Consider the following 15382-nt stretch of genomic DNA (forward strand, 5'->3'; position numbering starts at 1 on the left):
ATAATTCATAATTCATAATTCATAATTGCCAAGAAGATTATTTTCTAGAGAATAAAACGTAAAAACAGGGAATAATAAACAGAGTTAACAGAGTTGCCAAAGACAAACCCGAAAAAACGACAATTCCTAAAGGTTGCAGGAATTCTCCCCCCTCTCCCAATCCTAAAGCAAGGGGAAATAAACCTAAAACCGTGGTCACGGTAGTCATTAAAATCGGTCGTAAACGTTGGGGAGCGGCCTTTAAAATAGCTTGTAGTCGAGTAAAAGCGAATTCTTGCCGCAATTGATTCGCCAATTCCACCATAATAATCGCATTATTAACCACAATCCCCACCAACAACACCACCCCGACGATGACAATGGCATTAATCGGGGTTTTAGTCCAATATAGCCCAAAAATCCCCCCCGCTAGGGCTAAAGGAACGGTTAACATAATCACCAAAGGGTCTATAAGCGAGTTATACTGCACGGCCATGACCACAAAGACTAAAAATACCGATAAACCCGCTAATAACCCCAAAGAACCCTGAATTTCTTGATTAGATATGGCAGCAGCACTGGGTAAAATGCTGACACCATCGGGTAAGGGAGTAGCGTTTAAAACCGATTGTACCCCCGCGAGTGCGTCACTTAATTTCGCTCCCTCGACTAAACTGCCGATAATAATAAAAACTTGACGCTGATTAATTCTCTGGATGACTCCGGGGGTTTTTCCCCCTTCAATCCTAGCGATATCTGCTAATTTTAAGTCTTCTTGCCTATTGACAAAAATAGGTATTTGTGATATGTCACTAATTTTTTGCCGCGAGTTGGGGTCTAATTGCACTCGGATATCGATTAATCTTTCTCCCCGTTGCAGCTGGGTGGGGATCGATCCTTGAATAGCGGTCCGTAGCGTTTGTCCCACTTCCAGGGTACTCAATCCCAAACTATTTAAGCGGGTCCAATCGGGTTTAATCTGAATTTCTGGTTGTCTGGGGTCAGCATCGGCACGAAAACGCGCACTAGGGACTTTTTCATCGAGAATACCGAGGATTTCTTCACCAGCTTGCTCTAAAGTTTTCCCATCGGGTCCCTGTAACATCACATCCACATCGGCACCGACGGAGGGAGAGTTATTAAGAATAATACCGCGCACTTGACCGGGAGTGAGACGCAAACGCACGTTAACGAGGTTTAATTGCTCTAGTGCTTTGCTCATGCGTTCGATATATGCTTCTGTATTAGTGCCTTTTTTGAGATTAATCGTACTAGAAGCGCGCAAAATATTTTCATTGGTAGTTGTGCCAAAAAGAGAACCGCCACTGGTAGTAAAAACATACTCAGTTTCTGGTTGTGATAATAAAATCTTTTCTACTTCCCCCATCACCTGACGGTTAGTGTTTAAATTGGTACCAGGAGGAAATTGAGCAAAAAGGTTCACCTGTCCGGTTTGAATACGACTAAAGACTTCCTGGGGGATATATTGCCAGAGATAGAAACTACTTCCCCCTAAAATTAAAAAGGCCAGCAGGATAACAGGTATTCTGTAGTGGATGATTTTAGCTAAAAAACGACCGTAGAGAATGGTTAAACCTTCTAGACGTTGACTAAAGACTCTTAAGAGCCAAAACCGATGGATACCACTAGAAACCCGCATATTTAACAAACGACTGGCCAACATGGGAACAACGGTTAACGCACACAGCAGAGAAGCAGCCACAGCAAAACTGATAGTGAGGATAATCTCGTTAAACAGCAGGGAAATAAAACCACCCAATAATAAAAATGGCAGGATAGAGACGAGATTAGTCGCAGTGGAGGCCACTAAAGCAGATTCTACCTCTTGGCTGCTATTACGGGCAATTTCTAAAAAATCTCGCTTATTTTGGTTTTGATTAACTTTGAGGGCAATATTTTCCAGCATGACAATGGAATTATCTACCACGATACCCACCCCTAGGGCCAATCCTCCCAAACTAAACACATTTATCGATAACCCGAATAACTTCATACAGATGATTGCGACGAGGGTAGAAAGAGGAATCGCTAGGGTAATGATAAAAGTCTGTCGCAGGGAACCGAGAAAGACGAATACAGTCAATCCTGCTAGAATTGTCCCCGCTAGTCCCGAAGAAACCACGTTATTGACTGCGTTTTGGATAAATACAGACTCATCGGTAGTGGGGACGACTTGCATTCCCCCGGTCATTAACCCAGATTTTTTTAATTCGGCAATGCGTTTTTTTACCCCTTCTACCACAGCAATCGTATTCGCATTCGGTTGTTTTTGGACGCTAACCCTGACGGCATTTTTTCCATTTAGGGTGACAAAAATTCTTTGTTCTTCTGTCCCATCGATAACTCTGGCCACATCCCGCAGGTAGATTTTTTCTTCGGGATTATTACTATCGGTCAGTGCTAAATCTTGAATGTCCGCTACGTTTTTAAATTTCCCCACCGCTCGGGTTAAAGGTTCCCCTGTTTCTCCCTCTAGTCGGCCCCCAGAGATGTCCTGATTGCGTCTTTTTAGGGTGTCTAAAACCTGATTTAATCCCACTCCTAAAAATTGTAATCGCTGCAGGTCAATATTAACTTGAATTTCTTCTCTAACTCCCCCAATCACATCCACCACTGCCACTCCTCCCACAAACCCTAATTCTCTCCCTAATTCTTCATCGGCAAATAATCTTAAATCTTTTAGGGGTAGGGTATCGGAAACGAGAGCGAATTCATAGACGGGTAAACGAGAGGGTTCAAATTTATTTAAGCGCGGTTCCTCAATAATATCGGGTAAATTTTGTCGGACACGATTAAAACTTTCGGTAGCTTCGTTTAAAGCAACGTTTAAGTCTCCCCCGGGTTGAAAAAATAAATCTACTCGCATCCTTCCCTCGCGAGTTTCTGAATAAACTTGCACTACTCCCTCGGTGGCACTCATTCCCTCTTCTAGGGGTTTAGTTACTTCTTCGAGAATAACTTCTGGGGACACTCCGGGGACATTCATCCTTAAACTAATGCGGGGATAAGTGATAGAAGGAAGCAAATCTACTTGTAAACGATTTAGAAAAAAAAGACCGATGATGATAACTGCTATAGTTAACGTCAATACTCCTATGTGACGACGAATTGATAGACCGCTTAGGGAGATGTTTTCTAACATGATTACCTATGGGGGAGAGTGAGGAGACAGGAGACAGAAGTCAGGAGTCAGGAGTTAGGAGTTAGGAGTCAGGAGATTATTTTTATCTATTCTTCCCACTTCATAATTCATAATTCATAATTCATAATTCATAATTACCACTGATAACTGATTAATTGTGCATAACTCGACCGAAACTCCATAATTTTTGATAATAATGACGACTGATGCTATCCTGATCATCGGTGAGGAAATTGATAGCGATACCATTATTACCTGTTTCTTTACCTGAACTGTGGATATATTGATTATTGCCTAGATATAAAGCCACATGATTAACTCTTTTATCACCAAAGAAAATTAAATCTCCTGGGAGTAATTCCTCTCGGTTTATTTTTTGACAAAAAGCCTCCTGTTGATAGGAATCCCTCGGCAACCAAATGTCAAAGCTGGCAAAAGCGGCCTGGATTAATCCCGAACAATCATAATTAGGTGCAAGGGTTCCACCCCAGAGATAATGATTGGTACGGTTCCTTGCTTCCTGAGTAAAAGTGATAATCTCAGGAATATATTTTTCTATGTCCAAACGACTTAAAGGAATTTTTTGATAAGCTGTGGTGGCTGCCGCAATTGCATCTAAATCTTCTAGGGATAACCAAGCTAAATAATTATCTTCTCTTAGCTGAATTTGTAGCCCTTTTTCGGTAATTTCTAGGGAAATAAATTTTAATTGTCTTCCCCGTTGTGCTTGGGTAGCTAACTCTTGACAACTGGGAGAATTGTAGAGATTTAAGTCTCTTATACAGAGATATTCCTGAGTGGATGATGGGGGAAGGGAGATGATTTGCATAAAAAATAGATCAGAATTTATTGACAAAAAAAACTGCCAGACTAGCCAAAAGCTAAGGAATAAAAACAAGGAGAATAACCTTAGTTCTGTTATCTTCAAGTTTCCACCTCTCTTAATTCTTGGTTACAGATATAATCTATAACTGAACCGAATCCCTGAAAAATTATTTAACCTCTGGCATAATTAACTTTTCAGGGTTCAAAAACGGCAAAAATAAGGATTAAATGGCATAAAATCGGTAAATAGAGCATTTAATTGACTATTAAGTAGGTAGGTGTTAAAAATTGTCAGATACCCCCCTTATCAAGGGGGGATTAAGGGGGGATCGAAGGCAAAATATATCTTCTATCTTAACTCTCCTGACTACTGACTACTGACTACTGACGACCGACTCCTAACCAACCAAGACAAATTTTGATTTTTACCACAGGTCTATGATAGCCGGTTCCTTAACAATATGTTACAATAACCGGCGAGAGGGGGGTGGCCAATATCTGGAACTTTTGGGCTAGAGATAGATTCTAGGGATCAGCAGTCACCTCCTAGAGTAAGCTTTTAATCAGATGTTGAGGTTAGTCCATGGCCAATGTTTCCGGGCGGTTTGAAAAGCAAGAATACAGCCAAAACTCACAAAATACCGTCACGGTGGTCAGTTCAGTCATGTCCGGGTTAAAAAAAGCATCTCCCCTGCAAAAGGGCTTATTTTGGGGAATAACCCTCAGTTTTACCGCCCTAGTTTCCGCTACTCTCGGGGCTGCCGTCGCTTTAATTAGTCCCTTACCCGCACCAATTGGGGCCATCTTCCAAAAAACGACTTTTCCCACCCAAACAGACATCCTTGAGGCTCAAGCTTGGAATAGCTTAATCAATCAGCAGCTTTCTCGTCCTGTTAATATTTTAGTTATGGGCATCGATCGAGTTTTAGATGCCAAAAACAGCGACGATGTATTTAAAGGTCGCAGCGACACCATGCTCCTAGTGCGCTTCGATCCTAGCGATAAAACCGTGAGAATGCTGTCTATCCCTCGCGATAGCCGTGTCAGAATCCCCGGCCACGGTTTCACTAAAATCAACGATGCCAATGTTCACGGTGGACCAACTCTAGCGGCGGAAGTGGTCAGTAATACTTTAGGGGATGTCACCGTTGATCGCTATGTGCGGGTGACTACCGATGCCTTTAAGGAATTAGTCGATTTAGTTGGGGGTGTAGAGGTTTATGTCCCCGAACGAATGTATCATAAAGATGTCACCCAAAAATTAGAAATTGATTTACAAGAGGGTTGGCAAAATCTCAACGGCGACCAGGCCGAACAATTTGCCCGTTTTCGTAACCCCCAATACGGCGATGTCGGTCGCGTACAAAGACAACAAATTTTATTAAAAGCACTACAGCAAAAGATTTTTAGTCCGACAATTCTCCCCAGTCTCCCGAAAGCAGTACAGGTTTTACAACAATATATCGATACGAATTTAACCGTCGAGGAAATGCTGGCTATCGCTAATTTTGGCCGGGAAATTAAACAGGATGACTTGAGAATGATCCTACTCCCCGGCCGGTTTAATAGCCTTGAGGAATACGATGGTCGCAGTTATTGGATTTTGAACCGTCGCGAAATCAGAACCATTGTGGCTAACAATTTTACCGATAACTATTCCGGGGGAGAAACCTCCGTTTATAGTCTGCGGATTGCCATTCAAAATGCCACCCATACCAAAGGTTTAGCCCGTCGCACTCGTAATTATCTGGCCAAACGGGGCTATACAAATGTTTATATTAGCGATGACTCCTCCCAAAAGCTAGAAACCACGGCAATTATTGCCCAAAAAGGTGATGTTCAGTCCGCTAACGTCTTGAAAAATCAATTGGGAATCGGTAAAGTAGAATCATCCTCCACTGGTGCTTTAGACTCAGACCTAACCATTCGGGTGGGTGATGATGTGGCCCAGTTTCTCGACGCTCAACAGTAACAATGTTGAAAAATTTTTTCAGTCTGGTTTTAATTATTTTGCTGGCGATTCTTGGGCTACTTTTCGCAGCCCGTCCAGTGGCTTTGGCCCAAGATAAAACGATTAACTATAGTTTTGCCCAGCTGCAAGATCGGGATTTTTCCCATCAGGATTTGCGCGGAGGAGTTTTCGCCGCCGCCGCAATGCGGGGAGTTAACCTAGAAGGGGCCGATTTATCCTATAGCATTCTCACCGAGGCTGTCCTCTTAAAAGCTAACTTAAAAGGGGCCGATTTAACCGCCTCTTTGGTAGATAGAGTTACCCTCGATTTTGCCGATTTAACCAATACTATTTTTACCGATGCGATCGCTAGTCGCAGCCGTTTTTATGACACAATTATTACCGGGGCCGATTTCACTAACGCGGTAATTGATGCCTATCAGGTCAAGTTAATGTGTGAACGGGCCGATGGGATTAATCCGGTCACGGGAGTGGCCACGAGGGATAGTTTAGGCTGTAATTAGCAATTCTGGGCAGATTCTGGCTGACTGCTCAAAAATAGCCTACCCCCTACACTCCAGCTATCTCGATCGAGACAGCCGGGGTGTAGAATGAAAATACTGAGCGAGGCTAAAGAAAGGAGAGAGACTCTTGATAATCGTCATCGATAACTATGATAGTTTTACCTACAATTTAGTCCAGTATTTAGGAGAATTAGCGACTGAGTTTCCGATCGCCGTGCCGATCGAGGTCTATCGTAATGATAAAATCGATCTGGCCATGATCGAACAAATGCGGCCGGATGGGATTGTGATTTCCCCCGGTCCCGGTCGTCCGGTCGATGCGGGCATATCTCTGGAATTAATCGCCAAATTTGGCCACTATCTGCCAATTTTGGGGGTCTGTCTCGGTCATCAAAGTATCGGTCAGGTATTCGGAGGGGATGTGGTCCGGGCCACGGTCTTGATGCACGGCAAAACTTCGCCAATCTATCACAACAATGAAGGGGTATTTCAAGGCTTAGAAAATCCTTTTACTGCCACCCGTTACCATAGTTTAGTGATCGAGCGCTCCACCATGCCGGATAATTTAGAGATCACGGCCTGGGTGGAAGATGGCACGGTCATGGGGGTCCGTCATCGGGATTACCCCCACATTCAAGGAGTACAATTTCATCCCGAAAGTATTTTAACCACTGCTGGCAAGGAACTTTTAAGAAACTTTCTGCGATCCCTCTAGTGTTTACTAATCGCCAACCCCTGAAATTAACCTTAACTTGATTAATTCTGCATCTATATTTATGAAAAGGCGAGATTTTATCTTATCGGCGGGGACAAGTTTCTTAACCGTGGCAGTAAGCTCAGTTTTAGCGGAAACTAAACCGAAACCCCCTAACCCCACTTCCCCCCAAAAACCCGATAATTCCCTCTTAGTTCAATGGTTGGGTCATAGTTGCTTTTTATTCACCGGAGGAGGTCAAAGAGTCCTCGTTAATCCCTTCCGGGCGATCGGTTGTACGGCGGGTTTTCCTTTGCCAAAAGTAGAAGCAGATATCGTTTTAATTAGTAGTCAACTCTGGGATGAAGGGGCGGCCGAGGGTTTACCAGGTAATCCGAAAATTTTGTTTGAGCCGGGGGCCTACGATCTGGGTAAATTAAAATTCCAGGGCATTAGTATCGCCCATGATCGCGTAGGTGGCAAACGTTTCGGCATGAATGTGGCCTGGCGTTGGACCCAGGCGGGGATTAGTATTGTCCATTTAGGGGGGGCAGCGGCCCCAATCGAATTAGAACAAAGAATTCTGCTAGGTTCGCCGGATTTAGCTTTTATTCCCGTGGGAGGGGGTCCAAAAAATTATAATCCCCAAGAAGCAAAACAGGCGATCGAAGTTTTACAGCCGCGAATTGCTGTCCCGACGCAATATTTTACCAGTGCCGCCGATAAAAAGGCCTGTGAATTGGTGTCTGTAGATGAATTTCTCAAGTTGGTCAAGGATAAAAATATCCGTTTAATCGAGGACAATAAATTACGGATTCGTGCCGCCGATTTACCCAAAAAAGGGACTCTCATTCGCGTGTTTGACTACCGCAATCTGTTACAGAAATCCTAACTTTTAGGAGCCAATAACCTAGTACTGCTGTAGATCATCTCCTAGTTCTCTAAAAATTGCTTTAACAATCTTATTAAAAATGTTTTTGCTGAAAGAATCTCGCTCTTTTTTTAGACAGGGATGGACAATTGCGGTTTTACTAATTGCCCTGCTTGTTTCCCTGCCAATTTTATCGGTGGCCAGTAGTTTATTAACTAATTCCAGTCAAGTTTGGCAACATCTGATCGAAACTGTTCTCTGGGATTATCTAGTTAATTCTTTTTGGTTAATGTGCGGGGTGGGCAGCGGCGTTTTAATCATCGGTGTCGGGACCGCTTGGTTAACAACGATGTGTCAATTTCCCGGTCGTCAACAATTTCAATGGTTATTACTACTACCCCTTGCCGCTCCCGCCTATCTCTTGGCCTATACTTATACCAATATGATGGACTATTTTGGTCCGGTGCAGACCTTCTTAAGAAGCGTTTTCGGTTGGAATAGTGTCGAAGATTATTGGTTTCCTAATATCCGTTCTCTTTGGGGGGGGATTCTGATGTTAATACTGGTGCTTTATCCCTACGTTTATCTGTTAGCAAGGGTCGGTTTTTTAGAACAATCTGTCTGCACGGTGGAGGCAAGTCGCTCCTTGGGATGTAATCCTTGGCGCGGTTTTTTTACCGTTGCTTTACCCCTAGCAAGACCAGCAATTATGGCGGGATTGGCCCTAGCTTTAATGGAAACTCTGAACGATTTTGGTACGGTGCAGTATTTCGGCATTAATGCTTTTACCACGGGGATTTATAATACTTGGTTCGGCATGGGCGATCGCATAGCGGCGGGGCAGTTATCAACAGTTTTAATGGTATTTATCCTCGTTTTAGTTTTCCTTGAACAATCCTCCCGTCGTCAAGCTCGTTACTATGAAATGACCAATCGTTTCCAGTCACCGACTAAGTACGAACTAGGATTTGTTCGCAGTTTTTTGGCAATAATCTCCTGTTTTTTACCAGTATTTCTTGGGTTTATTGCCCCTGCTTTCTATCTGACCTATCTAGCCTTTAATCATGCCCAAGAAACTTTTAATAATGACTTTTTTAGTTTGTCACTAAACAGTTTTTTTCTGGCTAGTTTAAGCGCAATTATTGCGGTAGTTTTAGCTTTAATTCTCGCCTACGGGGAAAGACTTAATCCGAATAAAACTCTTAAGGGATCTGTGCGGATTGCGGCCGCTGGTTATGCTATACCCGGCATTGTTATCGCGGTGGGGGTTTTAATTCCTATCGGCAAATTAGATAACTTTTTCAATCAAGGATTAAATATCAATTTAATTCTGAGCGGCACGATTTTCTGTGTGATTTTTGCCTATATTGTCCGGTTTTTAGCCGTAGCTTTCTCCACACTAGAATCGAGTTTAAGTAAAATTAAACCTAGTTTAGATGATGCTTCTCGCAGCCTTGGCTATGGCACTGGTGCCACTTTAATGAAAGTGCATATTCCTCTTTTGTCGGGGGGATTATTGACAGCGGCTATGTTAGTTTTTGTCGATGTGATGAAGGAATTACCAGCCACTTTGGTCCTAAGACCTTTTAATTTTGATACCCTAGCGGTGCGCGTTTATCAATACGCCAGCGATGAACGTTTGGTGGAAGCGGCGGCCCCGGCCCTGGCCATTGTCCTAGTGGGATTAATTCCGGTAATTTTTTTAAGTTGGCAAATTTCCCGACGGGCGATCGATTAAAGTGGTGGCCGATTCCTAGACCAGTTGGCGATCGGCCAGCAGCTTAGTTCTATAGTCTAGTACAAAATAATGTTACAGTTCTTGACAAGACTACTAGAGAGGGGGGGTGTCAGTGATAGGATTCCCTAAAACCCCTTTTCTTTATTTTTGTAGAGAGAACAAAACCCTATGACAGAACTTTCTGGAAAAGCTCCTAAGTTCGGTGGCAGCACAGGCGGTTTACTCGCCAAAGCCGATCTAGAAGAAAAGTACGCCATCACCTGGACAAGCAGCAAAGAACAAGTCTTTGAAATGCCCACCGGTGGCGCCGCTATCATGAACGAAGGCGAAAATCTCCTCTATTTGGCCCGCAAAGAACACGCGCTCGCTCTTGGTACCCAATTCCGGACGAAATTCAAACCCAAAATCGAAGATTACAAAATCTATCGGATTTACCCCAGTGGTGAAGTGCAGTATCTCCACCCTGCTGATGGTGTCTTCCCCGAAAAAGTTAACGCTGGTCGTGAATTTTTCGGCAAAAAAGACCGCAATATCGGCAAAAACCCGGAACCGGCGACAATTAAGTTCTCTGGTGTCACTCCCTACGAAGCATAAATAATCCCTAAAATCGAGAGAGGGGAGTTAGATTTAGAAGCTATTTGGCCCTAAGATTTAACTTCTGACTCTCGATTTCTGGCTCTCCCAGGTTTGGTGGGTAAAATGTATTCTAGGATACAGTCCTGCTGGCGAGTGAGTGGAACGAACCACAAAGACACAAAGGACACAAAGATTGATCGATCATATTGTAAGTTAAACTGATCACACAGAACCTAGAAGAGCCGATTTCTCTGATCGCAATCGGCAATCAATTGCTAGTTAGGGTTTGCTGAAAAAGGTTTCGTAAAGTCAGGAGTCAGGAGTCGGGGTGGTCACTGCGTGCGCTTTGCGGGGGGTTTTGGGGTGTTAGGGTGATGAGACAACTTCCCCATTCCCCCACTTCCCCACTTCCCCACTTCCCCACTTCCCCATTCCCCCACTCCCCCACTCCTTCATAATTCATAATTTATAATTCATAATTCATAATTCCTTCCGTTTCCTGAACCATCAAAATATGATCTTCCCCGACTTTGATCGCTTTCGTCAACTCGCCGGCCAAGGTAACTTTATTCCCGTCTATCAAGAATGGATCGCTGACCTAGAAACGCCGGTTTCGGCCTGGTATAAAATTTGTGCCGATCAAGCCTACAATTTTTTATTAGAGTCGGTGGAAGGCGGCGAAACCTTGGGACGCTACAGCTTTTTAGGCGGCGATCCCGTCTGGGTATTGGAAGCGCGGGGAAACACCACCACCCAAACTTTTCGCGATGGTTCTCAAGAGATTTTTTCGGGGGATCCTTTCGAGATTTTAACCCAATGTTTAGCCCCGATCGTACCGGTTAAATTGCCGCAATTACCCGCAGGAATAGGGGGTTTATTTGGTTTTTGGGGTTATGAATTAATTAATTGGATCGAACCGCGAGTGCCTATTTATCCCGCTACCGATGCCGATCTACCAGATGGTATTTGGATGCAGGTGGATAATCTGATTATTTTCGATCAAGTTAAACGGAAAATTTGGGCGATCGCCTATGCCGATATCCGGGGTAAAAATCCCGATTTAGCGGCTGCTTATCAAGCGGCCTGCGATCGAGTGACACAGTTAGTTCTGAAGTTACGATTACCCCTACCAACTAATGCCAAAACCCTAGAATTATTACCGGTTGGTCAGGGAAAAGAATTGGTCTATGAAAGCAATACAACTCAGGAAAAATTCTGTGAAAATGTCCTAAAAGCCAAGGATTATATCAAAGCGGGTGATATCTTTCAGGTGGTTATTTCCCAGCGTTTAAATGCCAATTATCAGGGTCATCCCTTCGATTTATACCGTTCCTTGCGTCTGATTAATCCTTCTCCCTACATGGCTTTTTATAACTTTAAGGATTGGCAGATTATTGGCTCTAGTCCTGAAGTGATGGTTAAGGCAGAACGGGATGAATTAGGTAAAATAAAGGCTACGGTCAGACCAATTGCTGGCACCCGTCGCCGGGGACAAAACTTGAGTGAAGATCAGGCTTTAGCAACGGATTTATTGCAAGATCCCAAAGAAATTGCCGAGCATATTATGTTAGTGGATTTGGGGAGAAATGATCTAGGCCGGGTCTGCGATCAAGGTACGGTCAAAGTGGATGAATTAATGATCATTGAACGTTATTCCCACGTTATGCACATTGTTAGTAATGTGGTGGGGGATTTAGCAACCGATAAAACTGCTTGGGATTTATTAAAAGCTTGTTTTCCCGCCGGAACCGTCAGTGGGGCCCCGAAAATTCGCGCCATGGAAATTATTCATGAATTAGAACCCTGTCGTCGCGGTCCCTATTCAGGGGTTTATGGTTACTACGATTTTGAGGGACAGTTAAATAGTGCCATCACGATTCGCACTATGATTGTTCGTCCCCAAGGTAATCAAAATTATCTGGTTTCCGTGCAAGCGGGAGCCGGGTTAGTAGCCGATTCTGAGCCGGAGAAAGAGTATGAAGAAACCCTCAACAAAGCCAGGGGTTTATTAGAGGCAATTCGCTGTTTAAGTTAGATTTTTTAGGTTGGGAGCCAGTTAAGGGGATTTGGCCATGATTTCCGAGAAGGAATAGGGTTAACTAACCAGGATAACATCAAGGTTACAGCTTATGGCCATAAGTTTAGCGAGGGGTAATAGTTACTAAAACCTGATAGGAGTTTGTCGGACTCGTAAACACTAATAAAACTTGGTTATTATTAAGACTGTTGATGTTTTCAGGTAAAGTGGTGCTATCAGAGGTATATACCTCTACGTTTTGATCCAGATCAATATCATCCCAATCGAAATTAGACATCCCCTCATCCACATCAATCCTAATGCTATCTCCAGCATTTGCCGGAACAGTTATCCCTTGTCCAATAGCAGGGCCTCCTCTATCAAGCCAACGATCCGCTTGGGTACCTGTAGTAACAGAACAGGAGGAACAATTTCCTTGAATAACTTCAGCTTTAACATTTGCTGCCACGGTAAGGATGGGTACAACTGCCTTATCAGTGTCCCCACCTTCAACCGGCAGCTCAAAAGAGGGACCACCACCATCAGGGGGACCATCAGGGGGACCATCAGGGGGACCACCACCATCAGGGGGACTACCATCATCAGGGCCGCCTGCGAGACAAAATATTTCACAAGCCGCTCTGGGGAAAACTCTGGTGCTGACAGAATAGTTAGCTTCATCTCCAGTGGTCATCTCTACCTGAGCCTCGGCATTCAAAATCACTTGATTACCATCCTCGTGAACACAGGCATAAAAACCGTCCACAGCGTTAGGATCGGCGGCGATTAGGTTAAAATCCTCAGGACAATTGGGGTTACTAGCAGCCGCCAACATATCGGTGACGGGGGAAGGTATCCAATCGGAATTAATATCGTAGTTGCCATTTTCGTCCAAGTTCGGACCATAGCGCCACAAGACCCGCGGACCGGTCAAACTATTTTCAGGGTCTTTGGTATAGTAAACGATCTGGTTGGGGAGCAGCAGACGTGGATCGCCGGGATCAGGAATTTGAAAAGCTAGAACCGCTCGCGCTCCTATGGGGACTTGAGTGCTGTTGATCCCAACGTCAGTATCAGCGATAATTCTTGCTCGTCTCACGTCATCTGAAACAAACTCTAGAGTACGATTAAGATTATTTTGGATTTCACTATCGGCATTAGCTCGATAGTTACTTCTGAGCAGGTTAATCAAGCCAATTCCCGACACCAAGACGGCAATCAGCATGATCAAACCCGCCAGTAAAACTTCTGTAATCGTGAAACCCGCTTGCAAAGGACTCTGGTTCGGCAGGCTCACCAACTGGTTCGACAGGCTCACCAACCTAGGGGATTTTTTCTGTAAACTACCTAAGTGATTGATGTACTCTAAATAAAAACGCATGGTCTTAACCCGTCCCAATTCCCATTTTATATACTTCTTAGACACTTGACATTTATTGCAGTCGCAGAGATTTATTAAACCATCGGTCAATCAAGCCGAAAGGGGTTTTCGGAAACCAGTGAAAATTTGCTACTACCTACTTCCTTCACAATTCCCCTAGAAAAATCCCGATCAAGAATATTTTGACCTAATTAACTGTATCACTAAATACAGGATAGACCAAGAAAATCTTCGAGATTGTGATTTAGATCTGATCCGATGAGTGATTTTGATCACAGCTATTACAGCCCTTTCCGAGACGGATCATCCCATGCAATCAACGAAAAGCTTACTGCATAAGCACTTCAACCCTAGTAGTTGTACTTGTGCGATCTGCAAATTGCTCTCAGTACCTAAGCAAAATTAATTACACATCTAAGCCGTCAGCCTTTTGCTGTGATCGGTAAACAGTAATCAGTAATCAGTGAAAAGACAGTAGGAAACTTCTATTGAACCCACCGGCTCTTCTAGGTTCTGTGTGATAAGTTTAACTTATATAGGATCGATCAATCTTTGTGTCCTTTGTGTCTTTGTGGTTCCTTCCACTCGCTCGCTAGGAAGAATGTATCTTAGAATACATTTTGCCCACCAAACCTAAGAGAGCCACCCACCTTCCGCACTTCTTAAGTAGTCGTGCAAAATTAATTTCCTAGTGAAGATAGGCAAGAGGCAAGAGGCAAGAGGCAAGAGGCAAGAGGTGTTTAGATATGTGTAATTAATTTTGCTTAGGTACTTAACATTCAATTGATAATTTTTACTAATACATTGATTACAACCTTTTGCCAGTAAGGATTGTAGCTACAATGATCGATTTTCATCAAGGGGAAGGATTGTAATTTGTTTTCTCAGAAAAAATCAATTATTGAAAATGTTCTCAATAGTAGTTTCTACAATGAAGGTTTTTCGTCAAAACATCTTGGGGAATGTAAAAATATATAAAGATATATGAAGATGTGCGGAATGTCGGATTGAATACTGCACACTTAAAACTCAAATCTGATAACTGATAGCTGTCTCGGAGTCTCCCGTCTCGACTAGGAAATTAATTTTGCACGACTACTTACTTAATCGCTTTTGGGAGTAAGTGGTTTTACTGGTTAGCCGTACATTTGTATTAGTATAATTGTTGACCCTCAAGGAGATAAGAAGGCCCAAGGACTGGTTACAATCAAGGATAAGTAATTTTTCGATCGATGTCATCTCAAAATAATCATGCGTCTCTTACACACCATGCTCCGGGTCAATAACTTGCAGGAATCTCTACAATTTTACTGCGACGTGCTAGGAATGAAGTTATTGCGCCAGAAAGACTATCCCAATGGTCAATTTACCCTCGCTTTCGTCGGTTATGGCGATGAAGCTAATCATGCTGTCATCGAACTGACCTATAATTGGGGAGTCGATCACTACGAAGTCGGTAATGCTTACGGTCATATTGCCCTAGGCGTGGATGATATCTATAGCACCTGTGAGAAAATTAAAGCCCTTGGTGGCAATGTCACCCGGGAGCCAGGCCCGATGAAACACGGTTCTACGGTGATTGCTTTCGTGGAAGATCCTAATGGCTACAAGATCGAGTTAATTCAACTAGGAACCCAGGGGGCTGCCGTGGTTACGGCTTAAT

At 43.5% G+C, this 15382-nt stretch carries 12 protein-coding genes; 8 read left to right on the forward strand and 4 right to left on the reverse strand.

Annotation, left to right across the window (positions count from 1 at the left end):
• Window positions 1-37: 37 nt before the first annotated feature.
• Together MICAI_RS11695 and MICAI_RS11700 are read right to left on the reverse strand one after the other, a co-directional pair.
• A complete protein-coding gene (locus MICAI_RS11695) occupies window positions 38-3142 on the reverse strand; it encodes an efflux RND transporter permease subunit (RefSeq protein WP_008201999.1) in 3105 nt (1034 codons plus the stop codon).
• Between the two features lie 151 nt (window positions 3143-3293).
• Window positions 3294-3971 carry a C40 family peptidase gene (locus tag MICAI_RS11700; RefSeq protein WP_008202001.1) on the reverse strand — a complete coding sequence of 226 codons (678 nt, stop codon included), beginning with the start codon at window positions 3969-3971 and terminating at the stop codon, window positions 3294-3296.
• Between the two features lie 579 nt (window positions 3972-4550).
• On the opposite strand from MICAI_RS11700, the gene MICAI_RS11705 reads away from it, so the two are divergent.
• The 6 genes from MICAI_RS11705 to MICAI_RS11730 all read left to right on the forward strand — a co-directional run bounded on the left by MICAI_RS11705 (window position 4551) and on the right by MICAI_RS11730 (window position 10339).
• Complete coding sequence (locus tag MICAI_RS11705) at window positions 4551-5939, forward strand: LCP family protein (RefSeq protein ID WP_008202004.1); 1389 nt, start codon at window positions 4551-4553, stop codon at window positions 5937-5939.
• Between the two features lie 2 nt (window positions 5940-5941).
• Window positions 5942-6442 (forward strand): pentapeptide repeat-containing protein, encoded by a 501-nt coding sequence (locus MICAI_RS11710; protein ID WP_008202006.1) that lies wholly within the window; start codon window positions 5942-5944, stop codon window positions 6440-6442.
• 127 nt (window positions 6443-6569) lie between these two features.
• Window positions 6570-7157 carry an anthranilate synthase component II gene (locus tag MICAI_RS11715; protein WP_039900043.1) on the forward strand — a complete coding sequence of 196 codons (588 nt, stop codon included), beginning with the start codon at window positions 6570-6572 and terminating at the stop codon, window positions 7155-7157.
• 61 nt (window positions 7158-7218) lie between these two features.
• Window positions 7219-8028, forward strand: coding sequence for an MBL fold metallo-hydrolase (locus tag MICAI_RS11720; RefSeq protein WP_008202008.1), 810 nt, complete (start codon window positions 7219-7221; stop codon window positions 8026-8028).
• 79 nt (window positions 8029-8107) lie between these two features.
• Window positions 8108-9745, forward strand: a complete 1638-nt coding sequence (locus MICAI_RS11725) for an ABC transporter permease (RefSeq protein WP_008202010.1) — start codon at window positions 8108-8110, stop codon at window positions 9743-9745.
• A gap of 168 nt (window positions 9746-9913) precedes the next feature.
• Entirely contained in the window at window positions 9914-10339 is a 426-nt protein-coding gene (locus tag MICAI_RS11730; RefSeq protein WP_002740397.1) for a photosystem I reaction center subunit II PsaD, read from the forward strand.
• A 298-nt stretch (window positions 10340-10637) separates the two neighbouring features.
• On the opposite strand, the gene MICAI_RS26425 is transcribed toward MICAI_RS11730, so the two are convergent.
• The gene (locus tag MICAI_RS26425; RefSeq protein ID WP_172969748.1) at window positions 10638-10784 is read right to left on the reverse strand and encodes a hypothetical protein; all 147 of its coding nucleotides are present in this window, start codon (window positions 10782-10784) and stop codon (window positions 10638-10640) included.
• Between the two features lie 51 nt (window positions 10785-10835).
• Between MICAI_RS26425 and trpE the strand changes: the two genes are divergently transcribed.
• Window positions 10836-12356 (forward strand): anthranilate synthase component I, encoded by a 1521-nt coding sequence (gene trpE / locus MICAI_RS11735; protein WP_039900045.1) that lies wholly within the window; start codon window positions 10836-10838, stop codon window positions 12354-12356.
• Between the two features lie 106 nt (window positions 12357-12462).
• Here the strand turns inward: trpE and MICAI_RS11740 are convergent, their stop codons facing one another.
• On the reverse strand, window positions 12463-13719 hold the full coding sequence (locus tag MICAI_RS11740; protein WP_008202016.1) for a PulJ/GspJ family protein: 1257 nt from the start codon (window positions 13717-13719) through the stop codon (window positions 12463-12465).
• Between the two features lie 1251 nt (window positions 13720-14970).
• On the opposite strand from MICAI_RS11740, the gene gloA reads away from it, so the two are divergent.
• Complete coding sequence (gloA, locus tag MICAI_RS11745) at window positions 14971-15381, forward strand: lactoylglutathione lyase (protein WP_008202018.1); 411 nt, start codon at window positions 14971-14973, stop codon at window positions 15379-15381.
• The last annotated feature ends 1 nt before the right edge of the window (window position 15382 follow it).

This window comes from Microcystis sp. T1-4, from assembly GCF_000297435.1.
Taxonomy (GTDB): Bacteria; Cyanobacteriota; Cyanobacteriia; order Cyanobacteriales; family Microcystaceae; genus Microcystis.

What these genes read in the sequence shown, in the direction of transcription:
- MICAI_RS11695 (WP_008201999.1), bottom strand. Translation starts at nt 3,142, where the DNA reads ATGTTAGAAAACATCTCCCTAAGCGGTCTATCAATTCGTCGTCACATA.
- MICAI_RS11705 (WP_008202004.1), top strand. Translation starts at nt 4,551, where the DNA reads ATGGCCAATGTTTCCGGGCGGTTTGAAAAGCAAGAATACAGCCAAAAC.
- MICAI_RS26425 (WP_172969748.1), bottom strand. Translation starts at nt 10,784, where the DNA reads ATGAATTATGAAGGAGTGGGGGAGTGGGGGAATGGGGAAGTGGGGAAG.
- MICAI_RS11725 (WP_008202010.1), top strand. Translation starts at nt 8,108, where the DNA reads ATGTTTTTGCTGAAAGAATCTCGCTCTTTTTTTAGACAGGGATGGACA.
- MICAI_RS11700 (WP_008202001.1), bottom strand. Translation starts at nt 3,971, where the DNA reads ATGCAAATCATCTCCCTTCCCCCATCATCCACTCAGGAATATCTCTGT.
- MICAI_RS11710 (WP_008202006.1), top strand. Translation starts at nt 5,942, where the DNA reads ATGTTGAAAAATTTTTTCAGTCTGGTTTTAATTATTTTGCTGGCGATT.
- trpE (WP_039900045.1), top strand. Translation starts at nt 10,836, where the DNA reads ATGATCTTCCCCGACTTTGATCGCTTTCGTCAACTCGCCGGCCAAGGT.
- MICAI_RS11720 (WP_008202008.1), top strand. Translation starts at nt 7,219, where the DNA reads ATGAAAAGGCGAGATTTTATCTTATCGGCGGGGACAAGTTTCTTAACC.
- MICAI_RS11730 (WP_002740397.1), top strand. Translation starts at nt 9,914, where the DNA reads ATGACAGAACTTTCTGGAAAAGCTCCTAAGTTCGGTGGCAGCACAGGC.
- gloA (WP_008202018.1), top strand. Translation starts at nt 14,971, where the DNA reads ATGCGTCTCTTACACACCATGCTCCGGGTCAATAACTTGCAGGAATCT.
- MICAI_RS11740 (WP_008202016.1), bottom strand. Translation starts at nt 13,719, where the DNA reads ATGCGTTTTTATTTAGAGTACATCAATCACTTAGGTAGTTTACAGAAA.